The organism is Bacillus sp. 0102A (genome assembly GCF_036765155.1).
GTDB classification, from domain to species: domain Bacteria; phylum Bacillota; class Bacilli; order Bacillales; family Bacillaceae; genus Bacillus; species Bacillus subtilis_G.
The window spans coordinates 312,523-329,533 of record NZ_JBAIZW010000006.1 but is presented as its reverse complement, the minus strand read 5'-3'; the positions used below and the strand labels follow the sequence as shown (position 1 = coordinate 329,533).

Genomic DNA, 17,011 nt, shown 5'->3' with positions numbered 1-17,011 from the left:
CTCTCAATTTGTTTGGTGGCGATAGCGAAGAGGTCACACCCGTTCCCATACCGAACACGGAAGTTAAGCTCTTCAGCGCCGATGGTAGTCGGGGGGTTCCCCCTGTGAGAGTAGGACGCCGCCAAGCTTGTATCTTAAATTAAATTATTATCATCGCGGGGTGGAGCAGTTCGGTAGCTCGTCGGGCTCATAACCCGAAGGTCGCAGGTTCAAATCCTGCCCCCGCAACCAAAATATATGGATGAAATAAGGAGTGCCCGAAGGGTGCAACCAAATAATCCTATACAAATATGGTCCGGTAGTTCAGTTGGTTAGAATGCCTGCCTGTCACGCAGGAGGTCGCGGGTTCGAGTCCCGTCCGGACCGCCATTTTTTATTAAACGAAACGATCATGTTTTCGTTTTTTTTGTATTTTCTTTTACTGTAGCTTCTGCTTGGTGTCATAGCCAAGCTTTCTTTTATATCGGCAACATCTTGGATATTACAGCAAAATTCGATACACTAGGAAGAGTACATATAGGCTTAAGCAGGTTGAAAGGGGGTTTTGGTTCATGGATGAATTTGATTTGATACATAGCATTACTCCGCGGACCATTCACCATTCTTCCGTTGATGTAGGAATTGGTGATGATGCAGCGCTCTACACTGCGAAACATGGCGTTCAGGAAATTGTTTGTGTTGATACTATGGTAGAAGACGTGCATTTCAAATTACACTATTCCTCACCTAAAGATATCGGGTACAAGGCATTAGCCGTTAATATAAGTGATATTGCCGCAATGGGAGGCATTCCGAAATTTTATTTGGTATCACTTGCAGTAGCTTCAAAATGGACGGAATCGGAAATTAAGGCGATGTATGAAGGTATGAATGAACTGGCGAAACTATATCATATGGATTTGATTGGCGGCGATACAGTCTCTACCTCTGACAAATTAGTTGTTACAGTCACTGTAATCGGGGAAGTTGAAAAGGGACAGGCTTGTTTGCGCAGCTTGGCAAGACCGAATGATATTGTGTTTGTAACCGGTGAAATCGGTTCTTCTGCAGCTGGACTTTCTTTATTGTTAGAAGAGATTGATCCCCAAAACTCAGCTATTGAAGCGGATTACTTTATCAACAAGCATAAACGGCCTCAGCCGAGAGTAAGCATCGGCAGATTATGCTCGAATGTTCAGCGGGCAGCTTTAAATGATATTAGTGACGGATTAGCAAGTGAATTAAATGAGATTGCGGAAGCCAGCTGTGTTTCAATTGAAATCGATGAAAGCATGCTACCAGTCCATTCTGACTTGCCTAAGCTCCATCATAACTGGAAAGAGTGGGCTTTGTTTGGCGGTGAGGATTTTGAGCTGACAGGGACGGTTTCAAAGGAGGAATGGGAAGTGTTGAAGCAAGCGTGCGAAACACGTAAACTGCCCATTACAAAGATTGGTCATGTCAGAGAAAAAACTAAATCCAACGTGATCCTAAAAACAGATAAAACATCAAAGATCATAGAAAAAAAAGGATATAATCATTTTAAATAAGACGGGTGACTCGTGTGAAGCAATTAAAGTGGAGAACTGTAAATCCTGAAGAAACAAAAGCAATTGCTAAGCTGACGGCATCGTTTGCTAAACCGGGAGACGTCCTAACATTAGAGGGCGATTTAGGAGCCGGAAAAACGACTTTTACAAAAGGCTTTGCAGAAGGACTTGGCATTACACGTGTTGTAAACAGTCCGACTTTTACAATTATAAAAGAATATCACGATGGCACACTTCCTCTTTATCATATGGATGTGTACAGAATGGAAGACGAAAGTGAAGATTTGGGACTTGATGAATATTTTCACGGACAAGGTGTCTGTCTCGTGGAATGGGCACATTTAATTGAAGAGCAGCTTCCGCAGGAGCGATTGCAAATTGTCATCAAAAGAGCTGGTGATGATGAGCGTGAAATTACCTTTACTGCTGACGGGAATCGGTATGAAATGCTTTGTGAGGAGATAAGTGGACATGACAATATTAGCAATTGATACATCAAATTATACGTTGGGCATTGCGCTGCTTCGAGAAGACACCGTCATAGCAGAATACATTACATATTTGAAAAAGAACCACTCTGTAAGAGCGATGCCTGCTGTTCATTCATTGCTGAAGGATTGTGATATGACACCGCAGGATCTTTCTAAAATTGTGGTTGCGAAAGGACCTGGTTCATACACAGGAGTCAGGATTGGCGTGACGCTCGCCAAAACACTTGCCTGGTCTTTACACATTCCGATTACTGCTGTATCAAGCCTAGAGGCGCTTGCGGCAAATGGACGGCATTTTGACGGGCTGATCAGCCCTATCTTTGATGCCAGACGTGGACAGGTGTATACAGGTCTGTATGAATACAAAAACGGGCTTTTGGATCAAGTTGTTCCTGATCAAAATGTGATGCTGGCCGATTGGCTGGAGATGCTAAAAGAAAAAGAACGCCCTGTTTTGTTTTTAGGTCATGATACTTCCTTTCACAAGCAGATGATAGAAGATGTGCTTGGACCAAAAGGGATCATTGGAGCTGCTGCTCAGCATAACCCGCGTCCTTCAGAATTGGGTTTTCTAGGGGCGGAAAAAGAAGCAGCTGATGTTCACGGCCTTGTCCCGGAATACTTGCGGCTGGCGGAAGCTGAAGCGAAATGGATTGAAAGTCAAAAGTAGGGTGATAGGATGAAAACAAAAGCAGCGGTCAGAAACATGCGGCATGATGATATTGATCACGTATACGAAATCGAAACATCCTCCTTTACGTCTCCGTGGACGAAGGATTCGTTTTATCATGAGCTGCTGGAAAATCCGTATGCTCATTATCTCGTGATTGAAAAGAACGGCCATGTTGCTGGGTATTGCGGGATTTGGATTGTGATGGACGATGCGCAAATTACGAATATCGCGATCAAACCGGAGTATCGCGGCCAGTCTTTAGGAGAAACGCTTTTTCGCTCAGCGATGGAACTGTGCAAGGAAAAAGAAGCAAGGCGGCTTTCGCTTGAAGTGAGGGTTTCTAATCATCCTGCTCAAGGCTTATATAAAAAGTTCGGGATGCAGCCCGGCGGAATAAGAAAGAACTATTATACTGATAACGGGGAAGATGCGTTAATTATGTGGGTGACGATAAATGAGTGAGCAAAAAGAGACTTACGTATTAGGAATTGAAACAAGCTGTGATGAAACGGCGGCAGCAATTGTGAAAAACGGGAAAGAAATCATTTCGAACGTAGTGGCCTCTCAAATTGAAAGCCATAAGCGCTTTGGAGGCGTTGTTCCGGAAATTGCTTCAAGACATCATGTTGAGCAGATTACTTTGGTCATAGAAGAGGCTTTTCGTAAAGCTGACATGACGTATAGTGATATTGACGCGATTGCAGTAACTGAAGGTCCGGGACTTGTGGGAGCGCTTCTTATCGGAGTGAACGCTGCTAAAGCATTGAGCTTTGCGCATAACATTCCGTTAATTGGCGTCCATCATATAGCCGGTCATATATACGCGAATCGTCTTGTAGAAGAGATCGTGTTTCCGGCATTGGCCTTGGTCGTTTCAGGGGGCCATACGGAATTGGTCTATATGAAGGAACACGGATCATTTGAAGTCATTGGAGAAACGCTCGATGATGCAGCGGGTGAAGCTTATGATAAGGTGGCGCGCACAATGGGACTGCCGTATCCGGGCGGACCGCAAATTGATAAGCTTGCTGAAAAAGGGAATGGCAATATTCCGCTTCCTCGGGCATGGCTTGAAGAAGGCTCTTACAATTTCAGCTTCAGCGGGTTGAAGTCTGCCGTGATCAATACGCTTCATAATGCGTCTCAAAAAGGACAAGAGATTGCTCCGGAAGATTTGTCTGCCAGTTTCCAAAATAGCGTAATTGATGTCTTGGTGACGAAAACGGCGCGTGCGGCAAAGGAATATGGTGTTAAACAGGTCCTTTTAGCTGGTGGAGTAGCTGCAAACAGAGGACTCAGAGCAGCACTAGAAAAGGAATTTGCACAGCATGAAGGGATTGCGCTTGTCATTCCTCCGTTAGCGTTGTGTACGGATAATGCTGCGATGATTGCTGCGGCTGGTACCATTGCTTTTGAGAAGGGGATTCGCGGTTCATATGATATGAATGGTCAGCCTGGCCTTGAATTGACTTCTTATCAAAGTCTCACGATATAAATGGTGTGAGGCTTTTTATCTTTTATTAACAGATAATTCTCAATTTATCCACATGTCTGTGAGTAATTATGGAGATATAGATGGATAAAGGGCTGATGACACTGTTAATAAAGTGGATAAATTCAGAATATTTTGTGGATAGTGTGTATAAAGCGCTTACTTTGTTTACTTAAAAGGTTATTTTCTGTGGATAAAAAGCACCTCTAAAAAGAGGTGCTTGACTTTTTTTAAGCTTCTTCTGTGGATAGTTCTTCCCATTCGGATAAAAGAATCTCCAGCTCCTGATTGAGTTTCTCGTTGTCTGCATGGATGTCTTGTACCTTTTCGTGATCTTTAAAGACTTCCGGGTCACAAAGCAATTCATCATTGCGGCTGATGTTTTCTTCAATGGTTTGAACAGTGGTTTCAATTTCTTCAATCCGCCGGAGCCGTTGGCGTTCTTTCTTTTTCCATTCTTTTTCTTCTTCGTAGGAACGTTTGGAGTCAGATTTTACCATGGCGGGCGTTTTTTCTGTTTCCTCTTGCTGATTCATTTTCTCCAGTTCAAGCTGTTCTGTTTTTTTCTCCGTATAATAATCGTAATCGCCCAGATATTCTTCTATATGGTTTGAAGATAGCTCCAACACTCTTGTGGCGATTCTGTTAATAAAATATCTGTCATGTGAGACAAATAACAATGTGCCTGGATAATCAATCAGCGCGTTTTCGAGAACTTCTTTGCTATCTAAGTCCAGATGGTTTGTTGGTTCATCAAGGATGAGAAAATTCGCTTTTTGAAGCATCAGCTTAGCAAGGGCTACTCTTGCTTTTTCACCCCCGCTCAGTGAATGCACGGGTTTCAATACATCATCTCCGGAAAACAAGAAGTTCCCGAGACAAGTTCTGATTTCTTTTTCCGGAAGCCCGGGGTACTCATCCCACAGCTCATCAAGGACACGTTTGGAGGAAGTCAGCTCAGCCTGCTCCTGATCATAGTAGCCGACACTGACATTCGAGCCGTATGAGATCGTTCCTTGATCTGGTTTCAGGGTGTCCATTAATGTTTTCAGCAATGTCGATTTACCGATCCCGTTTGGGCCGACAAGCGCGGCGCTTTCTCCTCTTGTGAGCATGAAAGACACTTCTTTTAAAAGCGGCGGCTGGTTTTCATAGCTGATTGTGAGATCGTGAACACGCAGGACTTCGTTTCCGCTTTGTTTTGTAATATCAAAATGAAAGTTTGCGGATTTTTCATCGCCGAGCGGTTTTGCCTTGACTTCCATTCGGTCAAGCTGCTTTCGGCGGCTTTGCGCTCTTTTTGTGGTAGAGGCTCTTGCCAGATTTCGGTCTACGAAGTCCTGGAGCTTTGCGATTTCATCCTGCTGCTTTTCATACACTTTAAGATCTTTTTCATATTGCACGGCTTTTTGGTCGAGATAAGCGCTGTAGTTGCCGTGATACTTTTTACTGTCAGCTCTAGATACCTCGTATACTTGGTTTACCACTTTGTCCAAAAAGTAGCGGTCATGAGAAACGATGAGAATGGCGCCTGAATAGCCCTGCAAATAATGTTCAAGCCAGGTTAGTGTATCAATATCGAGATGGTTTGTCGGCTCATCAAGAATGAGCAAATCAGGCTGTGTTAACAGAAGCTTACCTAGGGCCAGTCTTGTTTTCTGACCTCCGCTGAGGCTTTGCACCTGTGTAGAATCGTCAAAATGGCTGAAGCCGAGGCCATGCAGCACAGATCTGACATCCGCTTCATATTGATAGCCGCCTTTATCTTTGAAATCCTGCTGAAGCCGGTCATAGGTTTTCATGATGCTTTCCAATTCATCCGGATCAGCTGCCGCCATTTTTTCTTCCATAGCCCGCATTTCCTTTTCCATTGCTTTTAAGTGGTCAAAAACAGTCAGCAGCTCTTCTTTTATGGTAAGCTTAGAATCCAAGCCCGTATGCTGGGCGAGATATCCCATTGTAATATCTTTCGGTTTAATGACTTCGCCCTTTTCATACGATAGCTGGCCTGCGATAATTTTAAGCAACGTGGATTTTCCCGCGCCATTTCTACCTACAATGGCGATGCGATCACGATTTCTGACTTCCAGCTTTATATTGTTTAAAATAGTATCAGCACCAAATGATTTGGACAGCTGATTAACTTGTAAGATCATCATATTATTTCACCTCTGCTATAATAAGTTAAGTGTAGCTTATGAATCAGAAGTCAGCAAACAATACATTGGCCGAATAAGACATAGAGAAGAAAATAGTGTATGATCTTTTTAAGGAGAGTTTTAATATGAATGGATTTTCTCATTTTAATGAACAGGGAAGAGCCCAGATGGTGGATATAAGCGAAAAATCTTCGACTGTCCGTACTGCGGCGGCTGTTTCAAGCGTACAAATGAAGAATGAAGTGTACGAGAAAATACAAAGTCACGATATCGGCAAAGGAGATGTACTCGCTGTTGCACAAGTGGCAGGCATTATGGCCGCAAAGCAAACGTCCAATATCATTCCGATGTGCCATCCGCTTTCACTGAGCGGAGTAGATATATCGTTTGACTGGAAAATAAAAGAAAAAGAAGTTATACTTCATATAAAAGCACAGGTCAAAACGAAAGGGAGTACAGGTGTGGAAATGGAAGCGCTCACTTCTGCATCGGTGTGCGCTCTTACCGTTTACGATATGTGCAAGGCCCTTGATAAGGGGATGGTCATCGGTCCTACTTTCTTGCTGGAAAAGACAGGCGGGAAAAACGGTGACTTTAAAAGAGAACTATCCGAGTATAATTTGGAGGACCAAAAATGAATAAGGATCAATCAAAAATTCCGCAGGCGACGGCAAAAAGGCTGCCGCTTTACTATCGCTTTTTAAAGAATCTGCATGCGTCAGGAAAACAGCGTGTATCTTCCGCTGAACTCAGTGATGCCGTAAAGGTTGATTCTGCCACGATTCGCAGGGATTTTTCCTATTTTGGAGCTCTTGGCAAAAAAGGATATGGATATAACGTGGATTATTTGCTGTCTTTTTTCCGCAAAACGCTTGATCAGGATGAGATGACAGACGTCATCTTGATTGGTGTCGGGAACTTGGGAACGGCATTTCTTCACTATAATTTCACAAAAAATAATAACACAAAAATTTCTATGGCTTTTGATATAAATGAGAGTAAAATAGGAACTGAGGTAGGCGGCGTGCCCGTCTATAACCTTAATGACCTTGAACAGTACGTAAAAAATGAATCAGTTGCCATTCTAACAGTGCCAGCAGTTGCTGCTCAGCCTATTACAGACAGATTAGTCGCGTTAGGAATCAAGGGTATTCTTAACTTTACGCCGGCCCGCTTGAATGTGCCGGAACACATTCGAATTCATCATATAGATTTAGCTGTAGAGCTTCAATCACTGGTTTATTTCTTGAAGCATTATTCAGTTTTGGAGGAAATCGAATAGAGGGAAAGGAGGAGCCCACATATGCCGATCGGTCCTGGAAGCCTTGCTGTTATCGCAATTGTTGCTTTAATTATCTTCGGTCCTAAAAAGCTGCCTGAACTGGGGAAAGCAGCGGGAGACACACTTCGTGAATTCAAAAACGCTACTAAAGGATTAACGAGTGATGAAGAGGAAAAAAAGAAAGAAGATCAGTAGGTTAGGGTGACACGAATGAAAGTGAATCAAATGTCGCTGCTGGAGCATATTGCTGAGCTTCGAAAACGATTGCTGGTTGTGGCGCTGGCGTTTGTCGTTTTTTTCATCGCGGGATTTTTCTTAGCGAAGCCGATTATTGTGTATCTGCAAAAAACAGATGAAGCGAAGGAGCTTACGCTTAACGCGTTTAACCTGACAGATCCGCTTTTTGTGTTTATGCAGTTTGCGTTTATCATCGGCATTGTTCTGACCTCCCCGGTTATTCTTTATCAGCTTTGGGCTTTTGTGAGTCCAGGCCTCTATGAGAAAGAGCGAAAAGTAACGCTCGGTTACATTCCGATCTCTGTTTTGTTGTTTTTAGCGGGCTTATCTTTTTCGTATTATATTTTATTTCCTTTTGTTGTTGATTTTATGAAGCGAATCTCTCAGGACTTGAATGTCAATCAGGTGATCGGAATTAATGAGTATTTTCATTTTCTTCTGCAGCTGACAATTCCGTTTGGACTGTTGTTCCAAATGCCGGTCATTCTCATGTTTTTGACCAGGCTTGGAATTGTGACACCCATGTTCTTAGCGAAAATCAGAAAGTATGCGTATTTTGCGCTGCTTGTGATCGCTGCCCTGATTACTCCTCCGGAGCTTTTGTCTCATATGATGGTCACAGTTCCGCTGTTGATTTTATATGAAATCAGTATTTTTATATCGAAGGCCGCCTATCGGAAAGCGCAGAAAAGCAGCGCTGCCGACCAGGACGTGTCTTCCGGGCAATAATAAAAAATCCATTTCTCCGTATGAGAAATGGATTTTCTTTATTTCTGGTTCTTTTTGATTTTTAATGAAAAGGCGAACATCTTAAATGAAATGCTGATGTTGTAAGCGGCGAACACCATCAGCAGGATGGAGTAAAATGACCACATGCTGCCTGGCGAGCTTGCGGCAAGATAAGTAAAGATGCACCCTACGGCAAAATAGATCATTCCCCAAACTACCGGGTTTCTCATAGAAATAATCCTCCAATAATCAATTGCATTTGTGTGCTCTGCTGTTCAAGGTACTTCTGAACAGGTTCAAGCTGCATGATAACGACAAATGTATTCATCATGACATGGGCGAAAATCGGCACCCATATCCGTTTTGTCCTCGCATACAAGAAGGCAAAGGTAAAGCCCATAGCTGTATAAAGAAGAAGATGCTTCAAATCAGCGTGAACAATACCGAAAATAATCGAGCTGAGCAGTCCTGCAAAAAAGAAATTCGTTTTTTCGTAAAGCGCCCCGAAAATGATTTTTCTGAAGAGGATTTCTTCTAATATAGGCCCGACGATAGAAGAAACGATAATCATGAGCGGGACTGCCTGAATGACTTTAAGAATGGCTTGTGTATTTTCTGATTCTCTTCCGATGCCGAATATATAATATTCAATAGAGCCTGCTATTCCTTGAGAGAAGAGGGCAATGAAAAAACCGGCTATCGCCCAAAGGATAGAAAGCCCGACGGAGTCTTTCCGGCCGTTTCGCAGCGTTGTCTTCGGAACCGTTCTCAGAATAAGCAGAACGACAATGAGACAGGCGATAAAGCTGATGACGGACCATAATCCTTGTGCGTGCAGCATGTTTTCCTTGGTAGGCTGTCCTCCGGCATAACCGAATCTAAAGAACAAGGGAATCGCAATTATGTAGGAAAACTGCATAATGATATATGTCAAAATAATAAACCAATACTGTTTTCTCAAATGGTATGTACTCCTTTGTTAAATGGGTTTCGTTCTCTACAGCTATTGTAACATAATCAGAACGGGGGTGAAAAAGCTAAGGGATAAGGGTGCTGAAAAGAATCATGTAAGCGTGAAAATTTTTTTATCTTATCACTTGAAATTGGAAGTGAGATTCTTTATTATAAGAATTGTGTTAGCACTCTTTAGTGTTGAGTGCTAAAATTACATATTCATACTATTGAGGAGGTTATTACATTGTTAAAGCCATTAGGTGATCGCGTTGTCATTGAACTCGTAGAATCTGAAGAAAAAACTGCCAGCGGAATTGTGTTGCCGGATTCTGCAAAAGAAAAACCGCAAGAAGGCAAAATCGTAGCAGCTGGTTCAGGTCGCGTGTTAGAAAGCGGAGAGCGCGTTGCTTTAGAAGTAAAAGAGGGCGACCGCATTATCTTCTCAAAATACGCAGGTACTGAAGTGAAATACGAAGGTACTGAATACTTAATCTTACGTGAAAGCGACATTTTAGCTGTTATCGGCTAATTCTTAAATAAACAAATACTTAAAAATTCGAGGAGGTCTTGTAAACATGGCAAAAGATATTAAGTTTAGTGAAGAAGCTCGCCGCGCAATGCTTCGCGGTGTCGATGCACTTGCTGATGCTGTAAAAGTAACTTTAGGACCAAAAGGACGCAACGTGGTTCTAGAGAAAAAATTCGGTTCTCCGTTAATCACGAATGACGGTGTAACAATCGCTAAAGAAATCGAACTCGAAGACGCGTTTGAAAACATGGGTGCTAAGCTTGTTGCTGAAGTAGCCAGCAAAACAAACGACGTTGCCGGTGACGGTACAACAACTGCGACAGTTCTTGCGCAAGCAATGATCCGTGAAGGCCTTAAAAACGTAACAGCAGGCGCTAATCCTGTAGGCGTGCGTAAAGGTATGGAAAAAGCTGTAGCGGTTGCGATCGAAAACTTACAAGAAATTTCTAAACCAATCGAAGGCAAAGAGTCTATCGCTCAGGTTGCTGCGATCTCTGCCGCTGATGAGGAAGTCGGAAGCCTTATCGCTGAAGCAATGGAGCGCGTAGGAAACGACGGCGTTATCACAATTGAAGAGTCTAAAGGCTTCACAACTGAGCTTGAAGTTGTTGAAGGTATGCAATTCGACCGCGGATATGCGTCTCCTTACATGGTAACTGACTCTGATAAGATGGAAGCGGTTCTCGACAATCCTTACATCTTAATCACAGACAAAAAAATCACAAACATCCAAGAAATCCTTCCTGTGCTTGAGCAGGTTGTTCAGCAAGGCAAACCATTGCTTCTGATCGCTGAGGATGTTGAAGGCGAAGCACTTGCAACACTTGTTGTGAACAAACTTCGCGGCACATTCAACGCAGTGGCTGTTAAAGCTCCTGGCTTCGGTGACCGCCGTAAAGCAATGCTTGAAGACATCGCTGTCCTTACTGGCGGAGAAGTCATCACAGAAGATCTTGGCCTTGACCTGAAATCGACTCAAATCACACAATTGGGACGTGCTTCTAAAGTTGTGGTTACAAAAGAAAACACAACAATCGTTGAAGGCGCTGGCGAAACAGACAAAATTTCTGCCCGCGTGACTCAAATCCGCGCTCAAGTGGAAGAAACAACTTCTGAATTCGACAGAGAAAAATTACAAGAGCGTCTTGCGAAACTTGCTGGCGGCGTAGCTGTCATCAAAGTCGGCGCTGCGACTGAAACTGAGCTGAAAGAGCGTAAACTTCGCATCGAAGACGCCCTGAACTCAACTCGTGCAGCTGTTGAAGAAGGCATCGTATCCGGCGGTGGTACAGCGCTTGTAAATGTATATAACAAAGTGGCGGCAGTTGAAGCTGAAGGTGATGCTCAAACAGGTATCAACATCGTGCTTCGCGCGCTTGAAGAGCCAATTCGTCAAATCGCACACAATGCTGGTCTTGAAGGATCTGTCATCGTTGAGCGACTGAAAAACGAAAAAATCGGCGTAGGCTTCAACGCTGCAACTGGCGAATGGGTAAACATGATCGACAAAGGTATCGTTGACCCAACGAAAGTAACACGCTCTGCACTGCAAAACGCAGCTTCTGTAGCAGCAATGCTCTTAACAACTGAAGCTGTTGTCGCTGACAAACCAGAAGAGAATGCTGGCGGCGGTGCTGGTATGCCTGATATGGGCGGCATGGGCGGTATGGGCGGCATGATGTAATATCATCCCCCCATGGCCCTTGATATCAAGGGTTTTGCTTCACCCCTACAGTCGAAATGACATACTTTTGACATACCTGGCGGGGAAAACACTATAAATCTAATGAGCCTCTCATAAGTTCACTGAACTTTTGGGAGGCTTTTTCTTCCATGTTTTCAGTAATATGCGCGTATATATTCATAGTTGTGTTTATGTCTCCATGACCTAATCGTTGCTGAATTTCCTTAACTCCTACTCCTGCTTTCCTTGGCAGCATTAAGAAAACGAATAAGTTCTTCTTTTTCCATAAATTTAATTTCACCTTTACTGCTTTCTACCTCCTCAACGGTTTCCACTTTGCGTGGAATTTTTGCGAAGCCGCAAGGACTGTCCTTAATTATGTTAAATTCCACAGTTTTCCTAAAAACCATTCTCCCTGTTGCATGAATACCATCCAAAGTATTAAACGCATAGCCTGCATTATGCAGCGAAGCAAGCATGGCTTGATACTGTTTGCGCGTGATATCTTTTATTTTTTTATTTCCGAAAAATCTATTTAAGTGATCCAAGTTTTGCTGTCGGTTTCTCACAGAACTAATTTTAGCGGTTTGACGATAAGTGTTAATCTACTCTACAGTAAATTCTTGAAAGGTAATATTCTGTTACTGATCATATTTGTTTTCATATACTTCCTTTTCTACTTCAACTGTAGCCATCGGAGCTTCCTTTTTAGTCTTAAACCCTCCTTTAGATGTGAATTCTTTTTCCCGGTGATGGATCTATACCGGTATATATTTGAAAGTACCATCTACTACCTCTTTTTTGAAAATTATTCATATTTATTCCTCCTTTTTCATATTAAAGAATGGAGATCTAAAAGATGGTACAATTCGACTCTTAATTTTTCGTGACAACTGGTCAACAATTTCAGGGTTAGCAAAGTTACATTCATTAATCATATGGGTGGGAAGTGAGGCATAAAGAGTAAAGGGGTGGATGAAGAAAACAAGAACAAAAATATTTAATAAGGGAAGGTTTTAATCAAATACTTTGCAGATTATTCCATCTTGCTGCCATTAGTAATTTACAATCTACAGGGGCCTCTATTTTGCTTCCTTACATTAAAGTTATACAAATGCGCTTGACGAAAAAATATCAAGTAGGTATAGTAAAGATATCAAATAAGTAAGCGTTTACGTAAAGTGGGAGTAAGGTGTAATCATTATGAATCCAACAATCCAAGATGTAGCAAAAGCAGCAAATGTTTCGATTGCGACCGTATCCAGAGTCCTGAACAATCAACCTGGATTTTCACAAAAAACAAAACAGCGGGTCTTGCAGGCGATTGAGGAGATTGGCTATCAGCCAAATGCGATTGCCAGAGGGCTTGTCAATCGTCATTCAGGCACAATTGGAGTGCTTTTCCCTAGCGTGTCTGGTCTTCTATCATCAGAAATCCTACATGGAATTGAAGCTCAGGCTAATGAGGAAGGTTATAGTGTTATTGTGTGTAATACAGCAGCAGATCATGAAAAGACCTTGAAGTACATCCAGTTGTTAAGTGAGAAGCGGGTGGATGGACTGGTATTTGTGAGTGAAGAGGTGAATGAGGAATATTATAAGGCATTTCAGCGAATGGGCGTTCCCGTTGTGCTCGTATTGACGCAGTCTTACAAATATCCATTGCCTTATGTGAAGGTGGATGACTCTCATGCCGCTTATACGGCTACAAACTATCTTATAGAATCTGGTCATGAACGAATAGGAATGCTCTCAGGGAACCCGAATGATCTCCTGGCTGGAAGGTCGAGAATTGAAGGCTTTAAGCGGGCACTATTAGAGGCGGGACTTCCTTATTCTGAATCATTAGTTGAAAAACAAAACAGTTTCACCTATGAAGATGGAATCAAGAGCCTGCCCCATCTATTAAAACGTCATCCTGAAATAACAGGTATTTTTGCTGCCAGTGATGAAATCGCCATAGGAGCAATAGCCGCTGCTTACAAACTAGGTATACATATTCCAGAGGATGTATCAATCATTGGATATGATAACTTAACACTCTCGGAGATGTCTATTCCGCCTCTTACAACGATTTCACAGCCATTCCAGCGAATGGGAGAAAAAGCGATAGAAATGGTTCTTACTATAAAAAATGATAAGCAAGTAGAATCTAGTGTGATGCCCCATCATTTAGTAGTACGAGAATCTGTGAAAAAAATAAAATAAATTTTTTTAAATTTTTACGTAAGCGTTTACGTTGAAATTTATTGAGGAGGATGAAAAATGGCAAAACAATGGTGGAAAGATAGTGTCGTTTATCAAATTTATCCACGCAGTTTTTATGATAGCAATGGAGATGGAATTGGAGATATACGGGGCATTACGGAAAAGCTGAATTATTTGGCGGAGTTAGGGGTGGATGTTATTTGGCTTTCGCCTGTTTATGATTCTCCCAATGATGATAACGGCTATGATATCCGTAATTATAAAGCCATCATGGATGAATTCGGAAGCATGGAAGACTTTGATCGTTTACTGGAAGAAGCTCATCACAAAGGGTTGAAAATTGTTATGGATCTTGTGGTTAATCATACATCTGACGAGCATCCGTGGTTTGTGGAATCGAAGTCATCGAAAGACAACCCGAAAAGGGATTACTACATATGGAAGGAAGGTCAAAACGGCCAGCCTCCTACGAATTGGGAAGCGGCTTTCAGTGGTTCGACATGGGAATATGATGAAGCGTCAGGCGAATATTATCTGCATATCTTCTCGAAGAAGCAGCCTGATTTGAATTGGGAAAATGAAGAAGTCCGTACGGAAGTTTACGACATGATGTCTTGGTGGCTGGATAAGGGAATTGATGGTTTTCGTATGGATGTCGTGAATTTTATTTCCAAGGACCCTAGTTATCCAGACGGAGAGGTCCAGGAAGGAAAAGTGTATGGGGATGGAAGTCCTTATTTTATGAACGGCCCCCGTATCCACGAGTTCTTACATGAAATGAATCAGAAAGTCCTATCGAGGTATGACATTATGACGGTTGGCGAAATGCCGGGAGTGACGCCTGAAGAAGGTAAACGTTATACTGCGCAAAATCGAAATGAGTTGAATATGGTGTTCCACTTTGAGCACATGGGTGTCGATGGAGGAGGTCCCCTTGGAAAGTGGTCGCTCAACGACTGGAAACTTACCGACTTGAAAAAAATATTGTCCAAATGGCAGTACGAATTGGAAGAAGAGGGATGGAACAGCTTGTATTGGAATAATCACGATCAGCCAAGAGTGGTCTCGCGATTTGGGAATGATCAGGAGTATCGTAAGAAGTCGGCAAAGATGCTCGGAACATGCCTTCATCTAATGAAAGGGACTCCATACATCTATCAGGGAGAAGAGCTTGGTATGACGAATGTCGCTTTTGATAGGATTGAGGATTATGAAGATATTGAATCATTGAACATGTACCAGGAGCGGGTGGGTCAATACGGAGATGACATCAAGGATGTGATGGAAAGAATCCATCATAAAGGAAGGGACAATGCAAGGACGCCTATGCAATGGTCATCCGAAGAACATGGAGGCTTTACGACAGGGACACCTTGGCTTCGGGTCAATCCTAACTATAAAACAATCAACGCAGAAGAAGTCTTAGATGATCCTAATTCCGTTTTCCATTATTATCAGAAATTGATTCAGTTGCGTAAATCAAACAACATTGTTGTTCATGGGAAATTTGACTTGTTGCTTGAAAATAGTGAAGAGATTTTTGCATTTACACGGACCTATGAGGGGGAAGTACTGCTGATTCTTTGTAATTTCACGGGTAAAGAGCAGGAAGCAGAACTAAGCGAATTTCGTGATAAAAGTGGTGAAATCATTCTGACCAATCGTGAAGAAAGTACTTTAAACTACTCAGAGCTTTTTAAAGTCACCCTTGAGCCATATGAGGCTACGGTTATCAGTGTCGATAAATAGTCGTCAGGTATCTTTTGGCCTTGAACGTAAACGTTTACCAAAAAGAAGGAGTGGAGAATGATGAGACGAGTCATTCAAATCGTTGCAAGCTGTCTTTTGGGCGCGTTCCTACTCTCGGGGTGTGGAGAAAGTACCTCTTCCGATGGAGAAGTGAACCTTGAACTGTTTTCCAATAAACCAGAAAACATCAGTATCTATAACAAGCTCATAGAAAAATTTGAACAACAGCATCCGGATATTAATGTAGAACTTTATGCTCCGCCATCTGCGGAGACCGTTCTCCGTACTAGGCTTGTGAAGGAAGATATGCCGGATATTCTCTCTATTGCAGGAAGTGCGCTTTATGGTGAGCTGGCAGATGCAGGGATGCTGAAAGATTATTCAGGTACAGAAATGCTTGAAATTGTTCAGCCAAGTTATGTGGATATGATCAATCAACTCGTTCCTGGTAATAAGGAAGGGACGTATGGCATTCCATATGCTACAAATGCCAACGCTGTCATTTATAACAAAGAGCTGATGGATGAGTTGGGACTTCAAGTTCCAAAAACTTGGGATGAATTCATCGAAGCTTTAGAAACAGCGGAAGAAGAAGGGGTCACACCGATTTACTTCACGCTGAAAGACGCGTGGACAGGCATGATTCCTTGGAATGCCGTGGCGGGTGTTTTGCAGCCAAATAATTTTGCGGGGAAAAAGAGCAGCGGGGAAGCAAGTTTCCAGAAAGACTACCAGGAAGTGACGGACAAAATGCTGCAGCTAATGGAATATGGTTTAAATGACAATTTCCAATATGGGTATAACGATGGAAACAATGCATTTGCAAATGGAGAGGCGCTCTTTTATTTCCAAGGGAACTGGGCGATTCCTGAGTTGAAGAAAGTGAACCCTGATGTCGAATTAGGTACTTTTGCCATGCCCGTTACTAACGACCCTGAAAAGAATGACCTTGTGTCAGGGATCGATGTGATGCTGACAGCATTGAAGGATAGCGAATACCCGGAAGAAGCGAGAAAGTTTATTGAATTTTTGGCCCAAGAAGAAAATGCGAAGTCTTACATTGAAGAACAGTACGCCTTCTCCGCATTTAAAGGTGTGAAACAAGAGGATGAGATTCTGAGTGGTCTACAAGAAAAAATAGCGAATGACGAGATTACCAGTTTCCCAGATCACTATTATCCGAGCGGCATGCAGGCGGCAAACTTGATTCAGTCCTTTTTTATTGAAAAGAACAAAGAAGCCTTTCTGAAGAAAATGGACCGCGAGTGGGAGAAAGTCGAAAACCGTTAGGGGGA

19 protein-coding genes, 2 tRNA genes, 1 rRNA gene and 1 pseudogene are annotated in these 17,011 nt (G+C 42.6%); 17 read left to right on the top strand and 6 right to left on the bottom strand.

The window, feature by feature from the left end; genetic code table 11:
• Positions 1 to 11 precede the first annotated feature (11 nt).
• The 8 genes from rrf to tsaD all read left to right on the top strand — a co-directional run bounded on the left by rrf (position 12) and on the right by tsaD (position 4,188).
• Positions 12 to 127: ribosomal RNA gene (gene rrf, locus V6D41_RS15685) — 5S ribosomal RNA — on the top strand.
• A gap of 27 nt (positions 128 to 154) precedes the next feature.
• Positions 155 to 231, top strand: a tRNA-Met gene (locus V6D41_RS15680).
• A 61-nt stretch (positions 232 to 292) separates the two neighbouring features.
• A tRNA-Asp gene (locus V6D41_RS15675) sits at positions 293 to 369 on the top strand.
• A 182-nt stretch (positions 370 to 551) separates the two neighbouring features.
• Positions 552 to 1,529 (top strand): thiamine-phosphate kinase, encoded by a 978-nt coding sequence (thiL, locus tag V6D41_RS15670; RefSeq protein ID WP_333518832.1) that lies wholly within the window; start codon positions 552 to 554, stop codon positions 1,527 to 1,529.
• A 14-nt stretch (positions 1,530 to 1,543) separates the two neighbouring features.
• Positions 1,544 to 2,020, top strand: coding sequence for a tRNA (adenosine(37)-N6)-threonylcarbamoyltransferase complex ATPase subunit type 1 TsaE (gene tsaE, locus V6D41_RS15665; RefSeq protein ID WP_333518831.1), 477 nt, complete (start codon positions 1,544 to 1,546; stop codon positions 2,018 to 2,020).
• Positions 2,001 to 2,690, top strand: coding sequence for a tRNA (adenosine(37)-N6)-threonylcarbamoyltransferase complex dimerization subunit type 1 TsaB (gene tsaB / locus V6D41_RS15660; protein WP_333518830.1), 690 nt, complete (start codon positions 2,001 to 2,003; stop codon positions 2,688 to 2,690). The genes tsaE and tsaB overlap by 20 nt, the downstream gene beginning before the upstream one ends.
• A 9-nt stretch (positions 2,691 to 2,699) precedes the next feature.
• On the top strand, positions 2,700 to 3,155 hold the full coding sequence (gene rimI, locus V6D41_RS15655) for a ribosomal protein S18-alanine N-acetyltransferase (protein WP_333518829.1): 456 nt from the start codon (positions 2,700 to 2,702) through the stop codon (positions 3,153 to 3,155).
• Positions 3,148 to 4,188, top strand: a complete 1,041-nt coding sequence (gene tsaD, locus V6D41_RS15650) for a tRNA (adenosine(37)-N6)-threonylcarbamoyltransferase complex transferase subunit TsaD (protein ID WP_087991307.1) — start codon at positions 3,148 to 3,150, stop codon at positions 4,186 to 4,188. The genes rimI and tsaD overlap by 8 nt, the downstream gene beginning before the upstream one ends.
• A gap of 227 nt (positions 4,189 to 4,415) precedes the next feature.
• Here tsaD and V6D41_RS15645 read toward each other — a convergent pair whose 3' ends face one another.
• On the bottom strand, positions 4,416 to 6,344 hold the full coding sequence (locus V6D41_RS15645; protein WP_333518828.1) for an ABC transporter ATP-binding protein: 1,929 nt from the start codon (positions 6,342 to 6,344) through the stop codon (positions 4,416 to 4,418).
• Between the two features lie 125 nt (positions 6,345 to 6,469).
• Here V6D41_RS15645 and moaC point away from each other — a divergent pair, with 125 nt between their 5' ends.
• Genes moaC through tatC form a run of 4 tightly spaced genes read left to right on the top strand, consistent with a single transcriptional unit; the run spans position 6,470 to position 8,592 of the window.
• On the top strand, positions 6,470 to 6,982 hold the full coding sequence (gene moaC, locus V6D41_RS15640) for a cyclic pyranopterin monophosphate synthase MoaC (protein ID WP_333518827.1): 513 nt from the start codon (positions 6,470 to 6,472) through the stop codon (positions 6,980 to 6,982).
• Positions 6,979 to 7,626 (top strand): redox-sensing transcriptional repressor Rex, encoded by a 648-nt coding sequence (locus V6D41_RS15635; RefSeq protein ID WP_087991310.1) that lies wholly within the window; start codon positions 6,979 to 6,981, stop codon positions 7,624 to 7,626. Before moaC ends, V6D41_RS15635 begins: the two co-directional genes overlap by 4 nt.
• Before the next feature lie 21 nt (positions 7,627 to 7,647).
• On the top strand, positions 7,648 to 7,821 hold the full coding sequence (tatAY, locus tag V6D41_RS15630; RefSeq protein WP_003234072.1) for a sec-independent protein translocase protein TatAY: 174 nt from the start codon (positions 7,648 to 7,650) through the stop codon (positions 7,819 to 7,821).
• Positions 7,822 to 7,827: 6 nt separating this feature from the next.
• Positions 7,828 to 8,592: a twin-arginine translocase subunit TatC gene (gene tatC / locus V6D41_RS15625; RefSeq protein ID WP_333518826.1), complete on the top strand. Its 765-nt coding sequence runs from the start codon at positions 7,828 to 7,830 to the stop codon at positions 8,590 to 8,592.
• Between the two features lie 38 nt (positions 8,593 to 8,630).
• Here tatC and V6D41_RS15620 read toward each other — a convergent pair whose 3' ends face one another.
• Both V6D41_RS15620 and V6D41_RS15615 read right to left on the bottom strand, forming a co-directional pair.
• Entirely contained in the window at positions 8,631 to 8,822 is a 192-nt protein-coding gene (locus V6D41_RS15620) for a YdiK family protein (RefSeq protein ID WP_087991312.1), read from the bottom strand.
• Positions 8,819 to 9,553: a CPBP family intramembrane glutamic endopeptidase gene (locus V6D41_RS15615; RefSeq protein ID WP_148963458.1), complete on the bottom strand. Its 735-nt coding sequence runs from the start codon at positions 9,551 to 9,553 to the stop codon at positions 8,819 to 8,821. The genes V6D41_RS15620 and V6D41_RS15615 overlap by 4 nt, the downstream gene beginning before the upstream one ends.
• 237 nt (positions 9,554 to 9,790) lie before the next feature.
• Between V6D41_RS15615 and groES the strand changes: the two genes are divergently transcribed.
• The gene (gene groES, locus V6D41_RS15610; RefSeq protein WP_003155970.1) at positions 9,791 to 10,075 is read left to right on the top strand and encodes a co-chaperone GroES; all 285 of its coding nucleotides are present in this window, start codon (positions 9,791 to 9,793) and stop codon (positions 10,073 to 10,075) included.
• Positions 10,076 to 10,121: 46 nt separating this feature from the next.
• The gene (gene groL, locus V6D41_RS15605) at positions 10,122 to 11,759 is read left to right on the top strand and encodes a chaperonin GroEL (RefSeq protein ID WP_333518825.1); all 1,638 of its coding nucleotides are present in this window, start codon (positions 10,122 to 10,124) and stop codon (positions 11,757 to 11,759) included.
• A gap of 91 nt (positions 11,760 to 11,850) precedes the next feature.
• On the opposite strand, the pseudogene V6D41_RS21560 reads toward groL, so the two are convergent.
• The 3 genes and pseudogenes from V6D41_RS21560 to V6D41_RS21555 all read right to left on the bottom strand — a co-directional run.
• A pseudogene (locus V6D41_RS21560) lies at positions 11,851 to 12,003 on the bottom strand (site-specific integrase); the annotation flags it as partial.
• Entirely contained in the window at positions 11,984 to 12,328 is a 345-nt protein-coding gene (locus V6D41_RS15600; RefSeq protein ID WP_442893072.1) for a hypothetical protein, read from the bottom strand. The pseudogene V6D41_RS21560 and the gene V6D41_RS15600, both read right to left, overlap by 20 nt.
• 72 nt (positions 12,329 to 12,400) lie before the next feature.
• On the bottom strand, positions 12,401 to 12,517 hold the full coding sequence (locus V6D41_RS21555; protein WP_442893073.1) for an Arm DNA-binding domain-containing protein: 117 nt from the start codon (positions 12,515 to 12,517) through the stop codon (positions 12,401 to 12,403).
• A gap of 445 nt (positions 12,518 to 12,962) precedes the next feature.
• Here V6D41_RS21555 and V6D41_RS15595 point away from each other — a divergent pair, with 445 nt between their 5' ends.
• Genes V6D41_RS15595 through V6D41_RS15585 form a run of 3 tightly spaced genes read left to right on the top strand, consistent with a single transcriptional unit; the run spans position 12,963 to position 17,006 of the window.
• The gene (locus V6D41_RS15595) at positions 12,963 to 13,967 is read left to right on the top strand and encodes a LacI family DNA-binding transcriptional regulator (RefSeq protein WP_333518823.1); all 1,005 of its coding nucleotides are present in this window, start codon (positions 12,963 to 12,965) and stop codon (positions 13,965 to 13,967) included.
• Positions 13,968 to 14,024: 57 nt separating this feature from the next.
• A complete protein-coding gene (locus V6D41_RS15590; protein WP_333518822.1) occupies positions 14,025 to 15,716 on the top strand; it encodes a glycoside hydrolase family 13 protein in 1,692 nt (563 codons plus the stop codon).
• 60 nt (positions 15,717 to 15,776) lie between these two features.
• On the top strand, positions 15,777 to 17,006 hold the full coding sequence (locus V6D41_RS15585; protein WP_333518821.1) for an ABC transporter substrate-binding protein: 1,230 nt from the start codon (positions 15,777 to 15,779) through the stop codon (positions 17,004 to 17,006).
• Positions 17,007 to 17,011: the final 5 nt, after the last annotated feature.